Source organism: Nocardioides furvisabuli (assembly GCF_021083185.1).
Lineage (GTDB): Bacteria > Actinomycetota > Actinomycetes > Propionibacteriales > Nocardioidaceae > Nocardioides > Nocardioides furvisabuli.
In genome coordinates this window covers 537,192-555,362 of record NZ_JAIGQB010000003.1, presented here as the reverse complement: position 1 = coordinate 555,362, position 18,171 = coordinate 537,192, and the positions used below count along the sequence as shown (strand labels likewise).

The 18,171-nt window shown below is 73.5% G+C and carries 19 protein-coding genes; 9 read left to right on the top strand and 10 right to left on the bottom strand.

What is annotated here, in order from left to right:
* Positions 1-8: 8 nt before the first annotated feature.
* Positions 9-851, top strand: coding sequence for an aldo/keto reductase (locus K4G59_RS09055; RefSeq protein ID WP_231250633.1), 843 nt, complete (start codon positions 9-11; stop codon positions 849-851).
* 164 nt (positions 852-1,015) lie between these two features.
* Here K4G59_RS09055 and K4G59_RS09050 read toward each other — a convergent pair whose 3' ends face one another.
* Positions 1,016-1,543, bottom strand: coding sequence for a hypothetical protein (locus K4G59_RS09050; RefSeq protein WP_231250632.1), 528 nt, complete (start codon positions 1,541-1,543; stop codon positions 1,016-1,018).
* Between the two features lie 116 nt (positions 1,544-1,659).
* Here K4G59_RS09050 and K4G59_RS09045 point away from each other — a divergent pair, with 116 nt between their 5' ends.
* The 3 genes from K4G59_RS09045 (at position 1,660) to K4G59_RS09035 (ending at position 3,797) form a co-directional block, all read left to right on the top strand.
* The gene (locus K4G59_RS09045) at positions 1,660-2,442 is read left to right on the top strand and encodes a DEAD/DEAH box helicase family protein (RefSeq protein ID WP_231250631.1); all 783 of its coding nucleotides are present in this window, start codon (positions 1,660-1,662) and stop codon (positions 2,440-2,442) included.
* Between the two features lie 75 nt (positions 2,443-2,517).
* Entirely contained in the window at positions 2,518-2,817 is a 300-nt protein-coding gene (locus tag K4G59_RS09040) for a hypothetical protein (RefSeq protein ID WP_231250630.1), read from the top strand.
* Positions 2,814-3,797 carry a hypothetical protein gene (locus tag K4G59_RS09035; protein ID WP_231250629.1) on the top strand — a complete coding sequence of 328 codons (984 nt, stop codon included), beginning with the start codon at positions 2,814-2,816 and terminating at the stop codon, positions 3,795-3,797. Before K4G59_RS09040 ends, K4G59_RS09035 begins: the two co-directional genes overlap by 4 nt.
* Here the strand turns inward: K4G59_RS09035 and K4G59_RS09030 are convergent.
* The 8 genes from K4G59_RS09030 to K4G59_RS08995 form a co-directional block, all read right to left on the bottom strand.
* Positions 3,794-5,101, bottom strand: coding sequence for an MFS transporter (locus K4G59_RS09030; RefSeq protein ID WP_231250628.1), 1,308 nt, complete (start codon positions 5,099-5,101; stop codon positions 3,794-3,796). The two genes, K4G59_RS09035 and K4G59_RS09030, sit on opposite strands and share 4 nt — an antisense overlap.
* 47 nt (positions 5,102-5,148) lie before the next feature.
* Positions 5,149-6,039 carry a ferredoxin family protein gene (locus K4G59_RS09025; protein WP_231250627.1) on the bottom strand — a complete coding sequence of 297 codons (891 nt, stop codon included), beginning with the start codon at positions 6,037-6,039 and terminating at the stop codon, positions 5,149-5,151.
* The gene (locus K4G59_RS09020) at positions 6,036-7,091 is read right to left on the bottom strand and encodes a cupin domain-containing protein (RefSeq protein WP_231250626.1); all 1,056 of its coding nucleotides are present in this window, start codon (positions 7,089-7,091) and stop codon (positions 6,036-6,038) included. Before K4G59_RS09020 ends, K4G59_RS09025 begins: the two co-directional genes overlap by 4 nt.
* A gap of 68 nt (positions 7,092-7,159) precedes the next feature.
* Complete coding sequence (locus K4G59_RS09015) at positions 7,160-7,420, bottom strand: hypothetical protein (protein WP_231250625.1); 261 nt, start codon at positions 7,418-7,420, stop codon at positions 7,160-7,162.
* A gap of 104 nt (positions 7,421-7,524) precedes the next feature.
* Entirely contained in the window at positions 7,525-8,280 is a 756-nt protein-coding gene (locus tag K4G59_RS09010; RefSeq protein WP_231250624.1) for a sucrase ferredoxin, read from the bottom strand.
* Between the two features lie 233 nt (positions 8,281-8,513).
* Complete coding sequence (hutI, locus tag K4G59_RS09005) at positions 8,514-9,689, bottom strand: imidazolonepropionase (RefSeq protein ID WP_231250623.1); 1,176 nt, start codon at positions 9,687-9,689, stop codon at positions 8,514-8,516.
* Positions 9,686-10,990, bottom strand: a complete 1,305-nt coding sequence (locus K4G59_RS09000; protein WP_231250622.1) for a formimidoylglutamate deiminase — start codon at positions 10,988-10,990, stop codon at positions 9,686-9,688. Before K4G59_RS09000 ends, hutI begins: the two co-directional genes overlap by 4 nt.
* Positions 10,987-12,180 (bottom strand): allantoate amidohydrolase, encoded by a 1,194-nt coding sequence (locus K4G59_RS08995; RefSeq protein ID WP_231250621.1) that lies wholly within the window; start codon positions 12,178-12,180, stop codon positions 10,987-10,989. The genes K4G59_RS09000 and K4G59_RS08995 overlap by 4 nt, the downstream gene beginning before the upstream one ends.
* A gap of 192 nt (positions 12,181-12,372) precedes the next feature.
* Here K4G59_RS08995 and K4G59_RS08990 point away from each other — a divergent pair, with 192 nt between their 5' ends.
* From K4G59_RS08990 to K4G59_RS08975, 4 genes are all read left to right on the top strand, one after another.
* Positions 12,373-12,987 carry a nitroreductase family protein gene (locus K4G59_RS08990; RefSeq protein WP_231250620.1) on the top strand — a complete coding sequence of 205 codons (615 nt, stop codon included), beginning with the start codon at positions 12,373-12,375 and terminating at the stop codon, positions 12,985-12,987.
* The gene (locus K4G59_RS08985; RefSeq protein ID WP_231250619.1) at positions 12,984-14,333 is read left to right on the top strand and encodes a M20/M25/M40 family metallo-hydrolase; all 1,350 of its coding nucleotides are present in this window, start codon (positions 12,984-12,986) and stop codon (positions 14,331-14,333) included. The genes K4G59_RS08990 and K4G59_RS08985 overlap by 4 nt, the downstream gene beginning before the upstream one ends.
* A complete protein-coding gene (locus tag K4G59_RS08980; protein ID WP_231250618.1) occupies positions 14,330-15,781 on the top strand; it encodes an MFS transporter in 1,452 nt (483 codons plus the stop codon). The genes K4G59_RS08985 and K4G59_RS08980 overlap by 4 nt, the downstream gene beginning before the upstream one ends.
* 247 nt (positions 15,782-16,028) lie before the next feature.
* Positions 16,029-16,598 (top strand): DnaJ family domain-containing protein, encoded by a 570-nt coding sequence (locus K4G59_RS08975; RefSeq protein ID WP_231250617.1) that lies wholly within the window; start codon positions 16,029-16,031, stop codon positions 16,596-16,598.
* Positions 16,599-16,616: 18 nt separating this feature from the next.
* Here the strand turns inward: K4G59_RS08975 and K4G59_RS08970 are convergent, their stop codons facing one another.
* Positions 16,617-16,979: an NADH-quinone oxidoreductase subunit A gene (locus K4G59_RS08970; RefSeq protein ID WP_231250616.1), complete on the bottom strand. Its 363-nt coding sequence runs from the start codon at positions 16,977-16,979 to the stop codon at positions 16,617-16,619.
* Positions 16,980-17,087: 108 nt separating this feature from the next.
* Between K4G59_RS08970 and K4G59_RS08965 the strand changes: the two genes are divergently transcribed.
* Complete coding sequence (locus K4G59_RS08965) at positions 17,088-18,170, top strand: HpcH/HpaI aldolase/citrate lyase family protein (RefSeq protein WP_231250615.1); 1,083 nt, start codon at positions 17,088-17,090, stop codon at positions 18,168-18,170.
* Position 18,171 lies beyond the last annotated feature (1 nt).

The following is an 18,171-nucleotide window of genomic DNA, read 5'->3' as shown; positions in this document are numbered from 1 at the left end:
GAACCTGCATGACTGTTCCGAACATCGCGCTCCCCGACGGCACGTCCATCCCCCAGCTCGGCTTCGGCGTCTTCCAGGTCCCGCCCGAGGACACCGCCGCCACGGTGGTCCAGGCCTTCGAGGCGGGCTACCGCCACATCGACACCGCCCAGATGTACGGCAACGAGGCGGGTGTCGGCGAGGCGATCAGGACCTCCGGCCTGGCCCGCGACGAGCTCTACGTCACGACCAAGCTCAACAACTCCTTCCACCGGCCCGACGACGCGCGCCGCGAGATCGACGCCTCGCTCGAGAGGCTCGGCCTCGACCAGGTGGACCTCTTCCTCATCCACTGGCCGCTGCCCACCCAGTACGACGGTGACTTCGTGCAGACCTGGCGCGCGCTCATCGAGGCGCAGGAGGCCGGCAAGACCCGCTCCATCGGCGTCTCGAACTTCCAGCCCGCCCACCTCGACCGGATCGTCGAGGAGACCGGTGTGGTGCCGGCCGTCAACCAGGTCGAGGTGCACCCGTTCTTCACCAACGAGGACGTGCGCGCGGCCAACCAGCGCCACGGCGTGCTGACCGAGGCGTGGTCGCCCATCGCCAAGGGCAAGGTGATGGACGACGACACGATCGGCGAGATCGCCTCGCTCGTCGGGCGCACGCCCGCCCAGGTGACCCTGCGCTGGCACGTGCAGCGCGGCGACATCGTCTTCCCGAAGTCGATGAACCCCGACCGGATGCGCCAGAACTTCGAGATCTTCGACTTCGAGCTCGAGCCGACCCACATGTCCGCGATCGACGACCTCGACCGCGGCGAGGAAGGGCGTACGGGCCCGAACCCGGACACCTTCGACTGGATCCCCTGAGCGCCTGACGCCCGGCCGCACCGCCGGTCCGGGTCTCGCGCGGCGGGCGGTGAGTGAGACACCTTCTATTGCCCAGGAACCTGTCTCACGCACCGCTCGCGCGGCCCCGTAGCGTGTCGGGGTGACGTCGCGGACCACGCGTGGAGAACGACGCGAGTCCGCCGTCAGCCGACGGTGACGGTGACCTCGTTGGACACGACGTCTGAGTCGGTGTCGACGACGCGGAACTGGTTGGGCCCGGTGCGGCCGGTCAGGACGTACGTCGCGAAGGTGCCGCCGCCGACCGACACGGTCACCGGGAAGTCGACCCACGCCCCGTCCTCGAAGCGCTGCACCTGCAGGATCGCGCCCTCGCCGGCCTGGTAGGTCCCGGTCAGGTCGATCTGCTGCATCGGGCTCACCGACTGCTGGCCGGTGGTCAGCGAGATGGCCTCGGCCGGCGCCTCCGACGTCTCCCCCTCGGTCGGCTCGGCCGGCTCCTCGGGCGCGGGCTCCGTGCTGCCGGTGTCGCTCGGCCGGGGGAGGTTGAAGGTGGCAGGCGCCTCCTCGGCGGAGCTCCCGCTCGACGTGCCGCCGATGCCGGTGGCCTTGACGCCCACCATCACGGCGAGCCCGCCCAGGAGCCCGATGACCACGGCGACGCCGACCAGGGCGACGAGCCCGGTCAGGACGGGGCGCTTCTCGGTGTCCATGAAGACCTTTCGACCGCGGGGTGGGAGCCCCGCCATTGTCCGGGACAGCCGGTGGCAAGGCCAACCAGCGCGCCCGGGGCGGACCCCAGCAGGCAGGCAACGGGCAGGATGGACCCATGCAGTCACCGTTGCGACACGGCAAGGCAGCCCTCGGCACCACCCTCGCCGGAGGTGCCCTGGCCGCGCTGGCCCAGGCCCCCGAACGCGCCTCGCGCCTCCTGCGCCACCGCTACCCGACGGTTGCGGTGACCGGGATGACCGGCGTCGGCAAGACCCGGCTGGCCGACCGGCTCTCCCGCCGCGCGAGCGCCGAGGGCGGGCAGGACGTCGGCTCGGCGGTCATGGAGCGGCGTACGCGTCGCAACGCGCGGCTGCGCGGCTACCGCTTCCGCGTGGTGCCCGGCGAGAACGCCGCCACCCGTCTCGGCGCGCTGGACGAGGTCTTCCACGACGAGCCGGTCGACGGCGTGCTGCACGTGGTCGCCAACGGCCATGCCACCCCACGGCGCACGGGTGGGACCAGCGGCGCCGGGGTCGCCACGCGCGAGGAGCAGCTGGCCGCCGAGCTCGAGGACTGGTCGATCACCGCCCACCGCATCGCCAGCATGGCGGTGCGCCGCGACCGGCCGACGTGGCTGGTGGTCGCGGTGACGAAGGCCGACCTGTTCGCCGACGACGTGGACGCTGCCGTGCGCTACTACAGCCCCGGCAGCGGTTCGCCCTTCGGCGACAAGCTCGACGAGCTGCGCGCGCTCGCCGGCGGGGCCAGGCTGTCCATCGACGTGCTGCCGGTCTGCGCGCAGGGCGGGGGCCGGAAGTCAGCCATGCCGGACAAGGCGTGCGGCGACCTGCTCGGGCGCCTCGAGCTGCGGCTGGCCCAGCTCTCCGGGCACGTCTGAGCCGACCCTGCTCGGCGTCGTTCACAGTTTCACCACTTCTGGTTTCGACCCCGTTCACCGGGGCAGAAGAGCGGCATGAGGCCGATCGCGATCAACCAGCGGGCGCTGCGCGGCGCCCGGGAGGAGCTCGACTCCGCCCGTGAGGACCTGCGAGCCGCACTCGGCGACGTCGACCACCCTGCGGACGACTTCCCGTGGCGTGACCTCCTCGTCGAGGGGGTCCGCAGCCTCGTCGAGGACGCCGAGCAGGTCGCCCGGCGGTGCCGCACCATCGCGGGCGCGATCGACGACTCGGTCCTCGACTTCGACGAGCTCGACCTGATGGTCGGCGAGGATGCGCAGGTCGCTGCCCGGCTCGAGCAGGTGAAGCCGTGACGAAGGTCGCCGCCGACCGCATCGAGGCGCAGCAGGACGGGCTTCGCTTCGGCGACCCGATCGGCTGCCGCTACCACTGGATCGCGCCCGACGCGGTCGATGCCTACGGCGACATCGTCCGGCGCGTCGGGAGCGGGGTCGAGGCCGCGGCGGAGGCCTTCGAGCGCACCGCCTCGCTGTCGGAGGACGTGTTCTCCGGCGCGGCGGCCGACATGCTCCGCACCCGCGCCGGCCACCGCCACGAGGAGTCGGTGGGCGTCCGCGACGACCTGCGCGGCCTCGGACGGGCGATCAACGCCTACTCCGACGTCCTGCGCCGCCACCGCGACGGCCTCGAGCAGCTGCGCGCCTACGCCGTCTCGGCCGGTCTCACGGTCCGCGACCACCGCATCTGGCCTCCAATAGAGACCCTTCCGAACGACGCCCCGCAGAAGGAGGCCGACGCGTGGGAGCGGGACTGGAAGGCCTACCAGCACTGCTTCGACGCCAAGATCGAGCTGCGCGGCGCCCGTCGGGCCGCGACCCGCGAGCTCATCAAGGCGCTCGCGGACCACGCCGGGGTCCACCCCGACGAGGACGGCGCTGGAGCGGTCGCCGCCCACCGCCGCCGGGTCGAGTTCGGCGAGCTGCGGCGCGAGGCGGCCGAGGAGGCGATCGAGGCCGTCCAGGCGGGTGACGCAGCCTCGACCGCGCGCCACACGGTCGAGGTGCTCAAGCGTCGCGAGCAGGCGGCGCTGGGCGACCTCGAGGAGCTGGTGCTCGCCGATCGCCCGCCCGCGGAGATCCAGGCCCAGGCCGAGAAGGTCGCGGCGCTGCACCGCGAGCTCACCGGGGCGCGCGCCGAGGCCCGCGAGGCCGAGGCGGTGGCCGAGCGGGAGCAGGCCCGGGCCAACCGCGCCGCTCGCGACCTCGACGCAGCCGAGGAGGCTCGCCCCCGGGTCGTCGCCCAGCCCGCCGACCTCAGGGGCCGGCTCGGCTAGGCATCACGGCTGGGAGTGCCGCCCGCGCCGGCCGTACGCCGCTCCCGCTCCGCAACCGCGTGCGGATCGGTGCGGGAGTCGTAGGTCCAGAAGTCCCGCAGCGCCGCCGCCGTGAGCAGCACGCCGCCGACGCACGCTGCGCCGCCGCTGACGATCGCGCCGCGCACCGACCAGGCGTCGGCCACGAAGCCGGCGCGGGTCTCGCCGACCATCGGCCCGAGCGAGTAGGACAGCATCTCGATGCCGGCCAGCCGCCCGCGCATCGTGTCGGGGATGGTCTGGTTCCACACCGTCGCGCGGAAGACCGCCGACACCATGTCCGCGGCGCCGGCCAGCGCGAGGAACCCGCAGGCCAGCCAGAACGACGGCATCAGCCCGGCCATCGCGATGAAGGCGCCGTAGAGGCTGGCCGCGATGACGATCGCCCGGCCGTGGTGGTGCACCCGGCCCACCCAGCCGCTCAGCGCCGTGGCGACCAGCGCCCCGACGGTCTCGGCGGAGTAGAGCAGGCCGAGCAGCTCCGGGCGCCCGAAGACCTCGTGCGCCAACGCGGGGAACAGCACCACCGGGATCGCCAGCATCATCGCGGCGATGTCCACGACGTAGGTGCCGAGCAGGTCGCGGCGGCGCAGGGCGTACGTCAGACCCTCCTGGATCCCGCGCAGGCTGGGTGGGGTGGTCTCGCCGTCGTGCGGGTAGGGCCGCATCGCGGCGAAGAGGAGGGTCGCGACGACGTAGCCGACCACCGCGACCACGAAGCACCAGCCCACGCCGGCGTAGGCCACGAGCAGCCCGCCGACCAGCGGACCGAGCAGCACGCCGAACTGCATGGCGAAGCTGCTGAGCGCGTTGGCAGCGGCGATCTGGTCGTGGCGGACCGTGCGGGGCTCGAGGGCCTCGCGCGAGGGTCGCTGCAGCGAGCTGGCCGCGGCGTAGACCGCGGCGAGGACGAAGATCACCCACACCCGCGGCCGGTCGGCGAAGGCGTTCCACGCGAAGAGCACCATCAGCACGACCTGCACCGCACCGGTCGCCACCAGCAACCGCCGGCGGTCGACGTGGTCGGCCAACGCGCCGCCGTACAGGCCGAAGACGACCAGCGGGACGAGCTCGACGAGGCCCACCAGCCCGACCATGAAGTTGGACCCGGTGAGGTCGTAGATCGCGAACGGGACGGCGACGTAGGCGACCATGCTGCCGAGGTAGAACACGCTGCCGGCCGTGAACAGCAGGCGGAAGTCGCGCGACTCGCGCAGCGGCGAGACATCCATCCGCATCGCGCGGAAGCGTTCGGTCCAGGTCACGAGGGGTCAGTCTCCCAGCGCCGGGCCGTGCGCGGCACCCGGTTTTCTCAGTCCGCCGGCTCGACCTCGAAGCGCGGCACCGGGTTGTCGCGCACGGCGCCGCAGGTCAGCCGCCCCGGGTCGCCGAGCAGGCGACGCACCCGCACACGGACCGGACGTCCGGCCGCCTCGAGCGACACGGTGGTGACGTCGGCCTCGGTGCGCGCTGCGGTCGGCCGGACGTCGTCAAGCCCGGTGAGGCCGAACCGGTGGCGTACGTCGATCTCGGCGGCCTGCACCGGCATCGCGACGTCGGAGCGTCCGCGCAGGTGGTCCAGCGCGAGACGGCCGTCCGCGACGGCGTCGGCGACCTCGAGCGCCGAGGCCGGGTCGAGGCGGCCGTAGTAGTGCGCGCGCGGCAGCACCAGCAGGTTGCCGGCGAAGCGGTCGCCGCCGATGTGCGAGCACTCCCACGTCGCCTCGGCGTGGCCGCTGGCGGCGAGCGCCAGGGCGACGGGCCGGCCCAGCTCCGCGCAGCAGGCGTCGTGGCGGCCGTGGGTGCAGACCGCGAGGACCGGCTCCGGGTGGGGCTCGAGGCCGGCCGGAGGGCCCTCGCGGAGGGCCGCGAGGTCGAGGTCGGCGACGTCGTCGACCCGGTCGAGCACGGCGCTCGCGAGCCACGAGTCCACACCGGCCGCGCGCGCGGCGAAGACGCGGGTGCCCTCGGTCTCGGCGGACCGCCGCCCGGGGCGCCGGACCAGCAGGACCCGTACGCCGGCGCGGCGGCCGGCGTCGGCCAGGCGGGCGCCGAGGCCGTCGGGGAGGCGGGCGTCGCGCAGGGCGTCCGCACCCCACGGCCCGGCGTGCTCGACGAGGAGGAAGCTCCGCACGGTCGAGGCGGTGCCGGCGAGGTCGTCGGCCCGCTCCAGGCTGGCGGCGGCGCAGCGGAAGCCGGTCACCGCACGACCTCGAGCAGGCCCTCCCGCACCAGCCGCCGGCTCAGCACGAGGGCGCTCGCGGGGTCGAGCGGGAGGTCGGCCGGCGTCAGCTCGGTGCGCCCGGCCACGACCTCGAGCGCCTCGTGGATCCGGGCCGGGACCCGCAGCACCCGGTCGCCGAGGAGCAGTCGGAGCGTGTCGCCGTCGTCCACCACCCGGCACGGGTGGCCGGTGCGACGGCGCAGCACCGTCTCGGCCGTCAGGCCCAGGTCGCGGGCGAGCGCCTCGCGGTCGAGCAGCGCGCCGGCCAGGCGGGGCGGGCGCTGGGAGAGGAAGCGCTCGACCTGGTCGTCGGCGACGGCGGGGGCGTCGAGGCGGCGTACGGCGTCGGCGAGCGCGGCGACGTGTCCCGCGACCCCCTCGGAGAGCCGGACGGGGTCGTCGAGGTAGCCGGCAGGCAGGTGGGCGTCGGGCACCTCGGCGAGGAGCCGGCCGACCTCGCGGGTCAGGAGGCTGCGCCAGGTGAGCTGGTTGATGCCGATGGTGAGGTGGAGCGACACCGCCTCCTGCGCGCGGGCGGCGTGGGGGGTGCCCGTGGGGAGGTAGGCGACGACGCCGGGCTCGAGGAGCAGCTCGCCCGGGCCGCCCTCGCCGTGGACCTCCCACAGCTTGGTGCCGTGGGTCTGGAGCACGAAGACGTCGTGGGAGTCGGAGTGCACGGCGAAGCCCTGCGCGCCGGGCGGGGTGAGGTAGGCGTTGGCCTGGCACGGGTGACCCAGCTCGAGCTCGAGCTCGGCCACCAGGTCCGCGACGGGGGTCCAGTAGCGCTGGAGGCCCTGGAGCACGATCGTGGCGCCCTCGTCGTGCAGGCGCATCAGCTTCACCGGATCGACCAGCCCGGTCAGCGGCTTGCCGGCGAGGCTGCCGCCGCGGGTGAACGCCGACTCCGGCAGCACCGAGCCGTTGCGGGCCACCCGCACGGCCGGGGCGCGGATGGCGGTCTCGGTGAGGAGGTGGTCGACGTCGGCGAGCGACAGGACGCTCGCCCCATACGCCGGGTCGGTGCGGTGCACGTGGACCGACGACGCCCAGACCTTGTCGGTGAAGGTCCGGGCGTCGCCGGTCAGCCGGTCGAGAGCGCTCAGAGCGCAGTCCCGTCGGTGCCGTCGGCGTCGGTCGAGTCACCGTCGGTGGCGTCGGTGCTGTCGCCGTCCGTGGCATCGGCGTCGGTGCCGTCGGCGTCGGTCGAGTCACCGTCGGTCGCGTCGGTGCTGTCGCCGTCGGTCGCGTCGGCGTCGGTGCCGTCCGCGTCGGTGCCCGGCGCGGCCGCGACACCCGTCGGGTCGACGCCCTCGGTGGTCATCTCGTCGTCGTTGAGCGGGTTGTCAGGAGTCGACGTCATGGATCCTCCTCGTCAGGTCCGGCGGGCGGTCCGTCGGCGCTCCGCCAGTGTGGGCGGCGGCGCGACCACCGTCCCACACCCCTCCGGGCGGAGGAAGGATCCGTTCAGGGCGTACGCACCTCGTAGCGCGTGGTCGCCTTGACCTTGTCGTCCCCGCAGGACTGGCGGCGTACGGGTCCCGGGACGGCCACCAGCTCGTCGCGCGGGTCGCCGCCGGCGAGCACGTGGAGCTCGCGCGCCTGCTCGACGCCCGGCCGGCCGGCGCGGCCGCGGGTGACCTCGACCGGCACCTCGCCCTGCGCCACGGCCTCGCACGCGGCAAGGACGTTGGACGGGTCGAGACGCCCGAGCGTGAGGCCACTGGGCAGTGCCAGCAGCGTCCCGGAGAACCGGTGTCCGCCGAGGTGGGTGGTCTCCCAGGTGCCGTCCGGCCACTCCTGGGTCAGCAGGCCCGCGATCGGGCGGCCGAGCTCGGCACAGCACCGGTCGCGCTTGCCGTTGGTGCACACCAGCCACAGCGGGTCGGCGTACGCCGGCAGGGTGCGCAGGTCGAGGTCGAGCAGGTCCTCGGGCCGGTCGAGCACCGCGGCGCCGACGTCGTAGCCCTCGTCGGTCGCGCGGGCGTGGAAGACGTGGGTGCCGGGCCCGGCGCTGCCGTCGTAGCGGCGCAGCAGGAAGACCTTGAGGTCGAGCCCGGCCAGGTGGGTGCGGACGACCTCCGGCAGGCGGTTGTCGGCGACCGCGTCGCGCCCCCAGGGACCGGGGCTCTCCACCAGCAGGACCTCGGGGTCGGACGGTGCGGTGCCGGCGATCGGCTCCCCGTCGTCGACGCTGGCGAAGGAGCACCGGAAGTCAGACATGACGTGCAGTCTGTCCGACCGGCGCTCCCCGCCGGGGGTCAGTCCCCCCGGTCCTACCTCGGGGCATCCGACGCCGCCCGCGGGACGCTGCCACCTCGCACGCGGGGCGCGGCGGTGGGGGCCGGCCTGCGGTGCCCGCGAGGGGGTAGTCCACCGGGAAGTGGTCGGCCAGCAGCCCTCGGACGAGCCACATCCCGGTGGACTACCCCGGCCCCGAGCCACATCCCGGTGGACTACCGAGCGACGACCGGACGCCCGGCCTGCCAGACCCCGGTGACGAGGGGTACGCCGGGGCGGTAGGCGAGGTGGACGTGGGACGGTGCGTCCAGCAGGACGAGGTCGGCGGTCTTCCCGGGCGCGAGCACCCCGACGTCGTCACGGCCGAGGGCCGCCGCGCCCGTCGCGGTGGCCGCATGGAGGGCCTCCGCTGGGCTCATCCGCATCTCGCGCACCGCCAGCGCGATGCAGAGCGCCATCGACGAGGTGAAGCAGGAGCCGGGGTTGCAGTCGCTGGCCAGCGCGACGCGCACACCGGCGTCGAGGAGGCGGCGGGCGTCGGGATAGGGCTGACGGGTGGAGAACTCCACTCCCGGCAGCAGGGTCGCGATGGTGCCTGAGTCGCTCAGCGACTCGACGTCGAGGTCGGACAGGAAGGTGCAGTGGTCGACCGCGACCAGGCCCAGCTCGCAGGCCAGCCGCACGCCTCCGCCGTACGTCAGCTGGTTGGCGTGGAGCCGTCCGCGCAGGCCGTTGTCGGACCCCGCGGCCAGGATGGTGCGTGCCTGGTCGACGTCGAAGGCGCCGTCCTCGCAGAACACGTCGATCCACCGGGCGTGCGGTGCCGCGGCCGCGAGCATGGGGCCGGTGACGAGGTCGACGTAGTCCTCGGGGATCGTGCCGGAAGGGACCACGTGGGCGCCGAGGAAGGTCGTCTCGTCGGTGAACTGCCGCGCCACCGCGAGGCTGCGCGCCTCGTCGTGGACCGACAGCCCGTAACCGCTCTTGATCTCCACGGTGGTCGTGCCCTGCGCACGCATCTCATCGACCAGGCGCGCGACGTGGGAGGTCAGCTGCTCGTCGCTGGCGGCGCGGGTGGCAGCGACGGTGGTGCGGATGCCGCCGGCGGAGTAGGGCTCGCCGATCATCCGTGCCTCGAACTCGCCCGACCGGTCGCCGGCGAAGACGAGGTGGCTGTGGGAGTCGACGAAGCCCGGGATCACGGCCCGGCCGCCGGCGTCGACGTGCACGTCCGCGGCGGGCGCCTCCGCGGCCGGACCGACCCAGGAGATCCGGCCGCCCTCGACCACGACGGCGGCGTCGTGGACGAGACCGAGGAGGCCGCCCTGCTCCGCGCGCGCCGGGTCGTTGGTGACCAGCTCGCCGATGCCGGTGATCAGTGTGGCGCTCATGCCCAGATCCTCCCGATGACCTCGTCGAGCTCGCGGCCGATCGCGGCGCGGTCGCCGTCCTCGACGACCCAGCGACCGTCGGCCATGACGCGGCGTACGTCCTCGGCGGTGGCGGCGAAGACGACGGTGTTCTCGTCGCGGCCGGTGCCGGCCGTGCGCGGGCTGACCGGGTCGAGCACGACGAGGTCGGCCCGACGGCCGACCGCAATGGCGCCTGCGTCGTCCCAGCCGAGCGAGGCGTGGCCGTCGGTGGTCGCCGCGGTGAGCAGCTCGGCGGCGGTCCAGTGACCCCGCTGCTGGGTGGCGAGCCGCTCGTCGAGCTCGACGGCGCGCATCTCCTCGAAGGGGTCGACCACGGCATGGCTGTCGCTGCCGAGGGTCAGCCGGGCTCCCGCGTCGTGGAGCCGGCGCGCGGGCCCGACCCCGTCGCCGAGGTCGCGCTCGGTGGTCGGGCAGAAGGCGGCGTAGGCCCCGGCTCCGCCGATCAGTGCGACGTCGTCGTCGCTCAGGTGGGTCGCGTGCACGAGCGACGTCGTCGGACGCAGGAGGCCGTGGTCCGCGAGCAGCCGCGTGGGCGTGACGCCGTACGCCTCGAGGCACGCGGCGTTCTCCGCGACCTGCTCGGAGACGTGGGCGTGCAGGGGTCGGTCGCCGACCCAGCCCGCCACTGCGTCCAGTGCCGGTGGTGGGACGGCGCGCACCGAGTGGACGGCTGCGCCGACGCGCGCGTGGGGGGCGACGACCAGGCCGTCGACCCGCTCCAGCCACGCCTCCACCGAGCCGTCGCTGTAGCGCACCTGCGCGCCCTGCGGCGGTGCGCCGAAGCCGGACGAGAGGTAGAGGGTGTCGAGCAGGGTGAGCCGCATGCCGGCCTCGCGGGCCGCGTGCACGAGCGCGAGCCCCATCTCGTCCGGGTCGGCGTGGGGCGTGCCGTCGGGCTGGTGGTGGAGGTAGTGGAACTCCCCGACGCAGGTGATCCCGGCGGCGGCCATCTCGCGGTAGGTCGCGAGCGCGAGGGCGAGGTAGGTCTCGGGGTCGAGGCGCGCGGCGACGGCGTACATCTGCTCGCGCCAGGTCCAGAAGGAGCCGCGCTCGCGCTGGGTGCGCCCGCGCAGCGCCCGGTGGAAGGCGTGGCTGTGGGTGTTGGCGAGCCCGGGCACCACCAGGCCACGGACCGGGATCGCGCGCGGCGGGTCGCTGTCCGGGGTGACGGACGTGAAGCGGCCGCCGTCGACCTCGACGAGCACGTCGTCGGCGAAGTGGTCGTCGAGCCAGGCGCGTTCGAGGAGGTACGCCGTCACCGGGCGAGCTCCTCGAGCACGTCGGCGAGCGCCTCGACACCGGTCAGGCAGTCGGCGGTCTCGGCGTGCTCGTCGGGCGAGTGCGAGACGCCGGTGGGGTTGCGCACGAAGACCATCGCGGTGGGGATCCCGGCATCCGCCAGGATGCCGGCGTCGTGCCCGGCCTGGGTCGCGATGACGGGCCAGTCGCCGAGCCCGGCCAGCCGCGCGGCGAGGTCGGGGTCGAAGGCGACCGAGCCGGAGACCGACTCCGCGGTGACGGTGAGCGCGGTGCCGTCGCGACCCGCGCGGTCCTGCGCCTGACGTCCGACCGCGTCGACCATCTCGGCGAGCGCGTCGTCGGAGGAGGCGCGGGCGTCGAGCCAGGCGGTGACGAGCGAGGGGACGGCGTTGGTGCCGTTGGGCTCGACCGAGATCCGGCCGAAGGTCGCGCGCTGGCCGGCGAGCCTGGCCTGCTTGTTGGCGGCGAGGGCGGTCATCGCATAGGTCAGCATCGGGTCGCGGCGGTCCTCCATGCGGGTCGTGCCCGCATGGTTGGCCTGACCGGCGAAGTCGAAGCGCCAGCGCCCGTGCGGCCAGATCTCGCTGGCCAGCCCGACGGCGACGTCGCGGTCGAAGAGGTCGCGGCCCTGCTCGACGTGGAGCTCGACGAAGGTGCCGACGTGCTCCAGGGAGAGCAGTCCGGTCGACGGGTCGAGCCCGGCGACCTCGACGGCGTCGGCGAGGAAGACGCCGTCACGGTCGCGCAGCTCGCGTGCCTCGTCCCACGTGGTCGCGCCGGTGACGAGCCGGGAGCCGAGGCAGGCGCGGCCGAAGCGCGAGCCCTCCTCCTCCACGAAGACGCCGATGCCGATCGGCCGGCTCGGCTCGAAGCCACGCCCCCGCATCGTGTCGACCGCAGCGAGCGCCGAGACCACGCCCAGCGGGCCGTCGTACGCCCCGCCGTCGAGGACGGAGTCGAGGTGCGATCCGGTCAGCACGCCCTTCCCGGTCGCGGAGTCGGGAGACCACCAGGCGACCTGGTTGCCGATGCCGTCGGTCTCGACCGTCAGCCCGCGCGCGGCGCACTCCTGCGCGAACCAGGCGCGGAGCTCGGACTCGGCCGAGGCCCAGGGCTGACGGAAGTAGCCACCGGACGCGGCCGATCGTCCGACCGGCGCCAGGTCACGCCACATCTCCTCGAAGCCCATGGCGCCAGTCCATCGTCAACGCCGACCCGGGTCAACGCAGGGCGGCGAGGGCGCGTCTCGGATCCGAGACGATCCCGTGGCTGCCCACGCTGCTGTAACGCCGGGTTGGTACATGTAGCCACCCCCGTAGTCCATGGGTAGAACAAGCACCAACCCGGCGTTACAGCGGGAGGGGAGTGAGAGCCTGCCCCCATGGAGTTCCGCGAGGTCGTACGCCGTCGCCGCATGGTGCGCCGCTACTCCGACGCCCCGGTCGACCCGGCGGTCGTCGACCGCATGCTCGCCCACGCCCAGCGCGCGCCCAACGCCGGCTTCAGCCAGGGCTGGGCCTTCCTGGTGCTCGACACCGCCGCCGACGTCGCCCGCTTCTGGGAGTGCACGGGCGCCGACCCCGACACCCACAACGCGTGGCTGGACGGCGTGCGGACCGCACCGGTCGTGATCGTCCCGCTGGCCAGCAAGGACGCCTACCTCGAGCGCTACGCCGAGCCTGACAAGGGCTGGACGGATCGGAGCGAGGACCGGTGGGCGGTGCCGTACTGGTGGGTCGACACCGGGATGGCGGCACTGCTGGTCCTCCAGACGGCGGTCGACGAGGGCCTGGGTGCGTGCTTCTTCGGCATCCCCGGTGAGCACGTCGACTCCTTCCGCGCGGCGTTCGGCATCCCCGACGACCACGCGCCGGTCGGCGCTGTCACCGTCGGACACCGGGCTGCCGATGCGGGCGCGAGGGGATCAGCGGCGCGTCGGGAGCGGCGTACGAATCTCGTCCATCGGGGCCGCTGGGGCACTACGGTCGGCCCATGACCGCTCTGCCTACCGACGAGCATGCGGTGGGCGCCCTGCAGGCCCTCGTCCGCATCCCGACCGTCAGCGACCGCGACCCCGCCCGGGTCGACACCGACGCCTTCGAACGGCTCCTGGCCGAGCTCGCCCGCCAGTTCCCGCTGCTCCACGAGCGGCTCGAGGTGAGCCGTGTCGGCACCCACGGGCTGCTCGCGCATTGGGCGGGCGCGAGCACGGAGCGACCTGTCGTGCTGATGGCCCACCTCGACGTCGTGCCCGTCGACACCGACGCGCCCTGGCAGCACGACCCCTTCGGCGGCGAGGTGCACGACTCCCCCGTCGGCCCTGCGATCTGGGGCAGGGGCACCCTCGACGACAAGGGCTGCGTCGTCGGCATCTGCACGGCGGTGGAGCAGCTGCTCGAGGCCGGCCACGTCCCGGCCCAGGACGTCTGGCTGTCCTTCGGCTGCGACGAGGAGGTCAGCGGCCCGGCGGCGCTCGAGGCCGTCGGCGTCCTGCGCGAACGCGGCGTGACGCCGTGGCTGGTGCTCGACGAAGGGGGCGCGATCGCCGGTGGCGCGTTCCCCGGCGTCAAGGCCCCGCTCGGGGTCATCGGCGTGACCGAGAAGGGCACCACCTCGCTCGAGCTGGTCGCGGAGGGACGCGGCGGGCACGCCTCGACCCCCGCTCCGAACGGCCCGACGGCCCGCATCGCGCGGGCGATCCTGCGCATGGAGAAGTCACCCTTCCCCGCCTCTGCGCCGGCGCCCACGCTCGAGCTCATGCGCCGCCTGGCGCCCCACGTCCCGCTCCCGCTGCGCCCGCTCCTGTCCCGCGCCGACCGGATGGCGCCGGTGGTGACCCGCGCCCTCCTCGCCGCCGGCCCCGAGGCCGCTGCCATGACGCGTACGACGGTGGCGACCACCACCCTCAGCGGGTCGCCGGCGCTCAACGTCATCGCCTCGACGGCACGGGCCGGGCTCAACATCCGCGTGATGGTGGGCGACACCGTGGCCGGGGTGGTCGAGCACGTCCGGAAAGCCGTGGCCGACGACTCGATCCGCATCGAGGTCGTCGAGTCGGGTGAGCCCTCGCCGGTCTCGCCGATGGACGAGCCGTTCGAGCTGCTCGAGGACTGCATCGGCGCGGTCTTCCCCGACGCGGTCGCGACGCCCTACGTGATGATGGCGGCCACCGACTCGCGCCACTTCACCGCGATCAGCGAGCACGTCTACCGCTTCGCGCCCTTCCGGATGACGAAGGCGCAGCGCGAGGCCATCCACTCCTACGACGAGCACCTCGGCGTGGCCGACCTGCTCGACGGCGTCCGCTGGTATGCCCTGCTGATCGAGAGGCTCCCCTCATGACCACGACCCGGCCCCCGGCCCAGACTGCCGCGAGGAGCCTGGCGGCCATCGTCGGCTTCCTCGTCCTCGTCGAGGTCGCCAGCGGGATCCTGCAGGGCTACTACACGCCGATCTACCCGCAGATCGCCGAGCACCTCTCGATCAGTGAGGGCGACATCAACTGGTTCGAGGCGGCGCAGCTGATCGTCAGCGCGCTGTGCATCCCGCTCCTGGCGCGGCTCGGCGACCTCATCGGGCACAAGAGCGTGCTGCTGATCTCGACCGCCGTGACCGCCCTCGGATCGTGGTGGCTGGCCTTCGCCCCCGACTTCACCACCTTCCTCATCGGCTGGGCGATCCAGGGTGCGTACGTCGTGTGGCTGCCGCTGGAGATCGCGATCATCCACCGCCGCACGCGCGACTCGGGCCGCCAGCAGCTGCTGACCCGGCGCGGGGCGGCGATCCTGGTCGGGGCGCTCGAGCTGGCCGTCATCATCGGCGCGGTGACCAGCGGCGTGCTGGTCGAGTCGCTCGACATGAACCTCCTGCTCGCCCTGCCCGCGGTCGTGGTGACGGCGGTCTTCTTCGTCATCCTGGTCGGCGTCGAGCAGGCACCCGGTGACGACACCGGCGGTATCGACTGGGCCGGCCTGGGGCTCATCACCGTCGCCCTCGGCGTGCTGATGGGCGGCCTGGTCTGGCTGCGTCTCGACGGCGCCGGCTCGCTCCGCGGCTGGGCGACGATCCTGGCCTCGGTCGCGGTGTTCGCGGTCTTCTGGCGCTTCGAGCAGCGCCACCCCGAGCCGATCGTCGACGTACGCCTCCTCTCGAGCCCGGCCCAGTGGCCGGTCCAGGTGACGGCGTTCCTCTTCGGCATCCCCGTCCTCGGCGGCCAGATCCCGCTGTCGACCTACGCCCAGGCCGATCCTGTCGAGCGCGGCTACGGCCTCGGCGCGGAGCCGGCCTTCATCTCCACCCTCATCGGGCTCTACGTCGTGACACTGGCGATCGGCGCGTTCACCCTGCCGCTGACGACGCGGCTCCTGGGCGGCGTACGCCGTGCGCTGGTCGTCGCGTGCTGCCTCGTCGGGCTGGGCTACCTGCTGTGGCTGCCCTTCAACACCGAGACGTGGCAGGCGCTGGTCAACATGGGCATCGCCGGTCTCGGTTCGGGGGCGCTGGTCGCGGCCCTGCCCGCCGCGGCGGCCGCCGCCGCGCCGCCGGAGCGCACCGGCATCGCGACCGGCATGACCAACGGCACCAAGACCGTCGGCGGCGCGATCGCCTCGGCGGTCTTCGCGATCGCCCTGACCGCCACCGGCTCGCTCGACGCGGCCGCCGAGGAGGTGGCGCCGTTCAGCGGCTACCTCACCGTCTGGGCGGTGTGCGCCGGCGCGTCCTTCCTCGCCGCGCTCGCGCTGCTGGCCGCGCCGAAGCACGCCTTCAGCGATGCGCCGGTGCCCTCGTGAGGGATCCCCGGCTGACCGGGGATCCCGGAGGTTGTCGGCCTCTGCATGGCCTGACAACCTCCGGTAGAGCCTGACAACCTCACCGCAGGCTGGAGGCACCGCCGGCAGAGGACGCCCCCGCATGCGTCCGAAGCAGGTGCGCCGGAGGCTGCCGGACGTGCGGTTCGTGTCCTACCAGTGAGGCGCCTCGACCGACGCCGGACGCTGGCCCGCCCCCTCTAGGCTGGTCCGCACGGAGGTGACCGCGATGCCAGAGCACGACGAGTCCCCGGAGCGGTCCGGGCTCGAGCCCCCACGTCGCGGACCCGAGCGCGACGAGCGCACCGGTCGCTCGGCGGCCGCGGCCCGGATCGCCCACCAGGCCACCTGGGTCGAGCAGCAGCTGCGCGTGGCGATGGAGCGTGGGGACTTCGACGACCTGCCGGGGGCCGGCAAGCCGATCGAGGACCTCGGCGTCGAGCACGACCCCGACTGGTGGGTGAAGAAGCTCGTCGAGCGCGAGCAGATCGCCCTGCTCCCGCCGGCGCTGGCGATCCGCAAGGAGGACGCCGAGCTCGACGGCCGGCTCGACCGCATCAACGTGGAGTCGGAGGTGCGCCGCGAGGTCGAGGAGTTCAACGCCCACGTGCGCCGCGCGATCTACACCCCGCCCGTCGGGCCGTCCGGCCCGCCCGTCATCACCAGCCAGCGCGACGTCGACGCCGAGGTCGAGGCGTGGCGCGCGCGGCGTACGGCCCGCATCGAGGCCCAGCGCGCCGCGCGGGCCACCGCTCCGCACGAGCCGACGAAGCGGCGGTGGTGGCAGCGCGGCCGTTGACCTCGGGCAGCCCCCCGGTCAGTCCCAGTCGAGCCCGCCGCGACGCCACTCGTAGGCGTAGGCGATGGACAGGTTGAGGACGAAGAGGACGGCGGCCAGGTAGCCGAACGTGCCGAGCTGGTCGAAGTGGACCGCCCACGGCACGAGGAACATGATCTCGACGTCGAAGATGATGAAGGTCATCGCGACCGTGTAGTAGCGCACCGGGATGGTGCGGTTGTTCCGGCCGGGGTCGGAGACCGGCTCGATGCCGCACTCGTAGGAGTCGAGCCGCGCGCGGTTGTAGCGCTTGGGCCCGACGACCGAGCTCATCAGCACCGAGCCCACCGCGAAGGCGCCGGCGATCGCGGCCAGGACCAGCACGGGGAGGTAGAGCTCCATGGGTCGCTCCTCGGTCGGGGACGCGTGTCCCAGTCCTAGCAGGTTGCGGCAAGCCGAGCGAGACATGCGTCATATCCGCGCACGGCTACGCCCCGGTAGTTTTCGCCCATGACCCGCCCAGCCAAGGACTTCTTCGCCCCCCTCGCCGTCGGTGCTCCCACCCCGCTGCGCGAGATCCCCGCCCGGCCGAGCCGCGCCATCCACTTCTTCGACCCCGGCAACGAGAAGATGGCCGCCAAGGTCCCCGACATGGTCGGCACCGTCGACGTGCTGCTCGGCAACCTCGAGGACGCGGTGAAGGCCGAGAACAAGGAGAGGTCGCGCCAGGGCCTCGTCGACATCGCGAGGGCCACGGACTTCGGTCCGACCCAGCTGTGGACCCGCGTCAACTCCCTCGACAGCCCGTGGGGCCTCGACGACCTGGTCACCCTCGTCACCGAGATCGGCGACAAGCTCGACGTGATCATGGTGCCGAAGGTGCAGGGCGCCGAGGACATCCACTACGTCGACCGCCTGCTCGCCCAGCTCGAGGCCAAGGCAGGGCTCGACCGGCCGATCCTCGTCCACGCGATCCTCGAGACCGCGCGCGGCGTGGCCAACGTCGAGGAGATCTGCGGCGCCAGCCCGCGCATGCAGGGCCTGTCCCTCGGCCCCGCCGACCTGGCCGCGGACCGCCGGATGAAGACCACCCGCGTCGGCGGCGGCCACCCCGGCTACCTCGTGCGCCAGGACCCGACGCGCGACGACCTCGGCGTGCCGCAGTACGACGCCGAGCGGACGACGTACCAGCAGGACCTGTGGCACTACACGATCGCCCGCATGGTCGATGCGTGCGCGATGCACGGGATCTACCCCTACTACGGGCCGTTCGGGGACATCAAGGACGTGCAGGCGTGCGAGGACCAGTTCCGCAACGCCTTCCTGCTCGGTTGCGTCGGCGCGTGGTCGCTCCACCCGGTGCAGATCGCGGTCGCGAACAAGGTGTTCTCCCCCAGCGTCGAGGACGTCGCCCACGCCCGCCGCGTCATCGCCGCGATGGGCGACGGCACCGGTGCGGTGATGATCGACGGCAAGATGGAGGACGACGCCTCGGTCAAGCAGTGCCAGGTCATGGTCGCCCTCGCCGACGAGCTCGCCGCGATCGACCCCGAGCTGAAGAAGCAGTACGACGCCATCGAGCTGGAGGCCTGAC

Bases quoted from the DNA above. Each gene is read 5' to 3' on its own strand.
- K4G59_RS09055 (WP_231250633.1), top strand. From the start codon at position 9: ATGACTGTTCCGAACATCGCGCTCCCCGACGGCACGTCCATCCCCCAG.
- K4G59_RS09050 (WP_231250632.1), bottom strand. From the start codon at position 1,543: ATGGACACCGAGAAGCGCCCCGTCCTGACCGGGCTCGTCGCCCTGGTC.
- K4G59_RS09045 (WP_231250631.1), top strand. From the start codon at position 1,660: ATGCAGTCACCGTTGCGACACGGCAAGGCAGCCCTCGGCACCACCCTC.
- K4G59_RS09040 (WP_231250630.1), top strand. From the start codon at position 2,518: ATGAGGCCGATCGCGATCAACCAGCGGGCGCTGCGCGGCGCCCGGGAG.
- K4G59_RS09015 (WP_231250625.1), bottom strand. From the start codon at position 7,420: ATGACGTCGACTCCTGACAACCCGCTCAACGACGACGAGATGACCACC.
- K4G59_RS09010 (WP_231250624.1), bottom strand. From the start codon at position 8,280: ATGTCTGACTTCCGGTGCTCCTTCGCCAGCGTCGACGACGGGGAGCCG.
- hutI (WP_231250623.1), bottom strand. From the start codon at position 9,689: ATGAGCGCCACACTGATCACCGGCATCGGCGAGCTGGTCACCAACGAC.
- K4G59_RS08995 (WP_231250621.1), bottom strand. From the start codon at position 12,180: ATGGGCTTCGAGGAGATGTGGCGTGACCTGGCGCCGGTCGGACGATCG.
- K4G59_RS08990 (WP_231250620.1), top strand. From the start codon at position 12,373: ATGGAGTTCCGCGAGGTCGTACGCCGTCGCCGCATGGTGCGCCGCTAC.
- K4G59_RS08985 (WP_231250619.1), top strand. From the start codon at position 12,984: ATGACCGCTCTGCCTACCGACGAGCATGCGGTGGGCGCCCTGCAGGCC.
- K4G59_RS08980 (WP_231250618.1), top strand. From the start codon at position 14,330: ATGACCACGACCCGGCCCCCGGCCCAGACTGCCGCGAGGAGCCTGGCG.
- K4G59_RS08975 (WP_231250617.1), top strand. From the start codon at position 16,029: ATGCCAGAGCACGACGAGTCCCCGGAGCGGTCCGGGCTCGAGCCCCCA.
- K4G59_RS08970 (WP_231250616.1), bottom strand. From the start codon at position 16,979: ATGGAGCTCTACCTCCCCGTGCTGGTCCTGGCCGCGATCGCCGGCGCC.
- K4G59_RS08965 (WP_231250615.1), top strand. From the start codon at position 17,088: ATGACCCGCCCAGCCAAGGACTTCTTCGCCCCCCTCGCCGTCGGTGCT.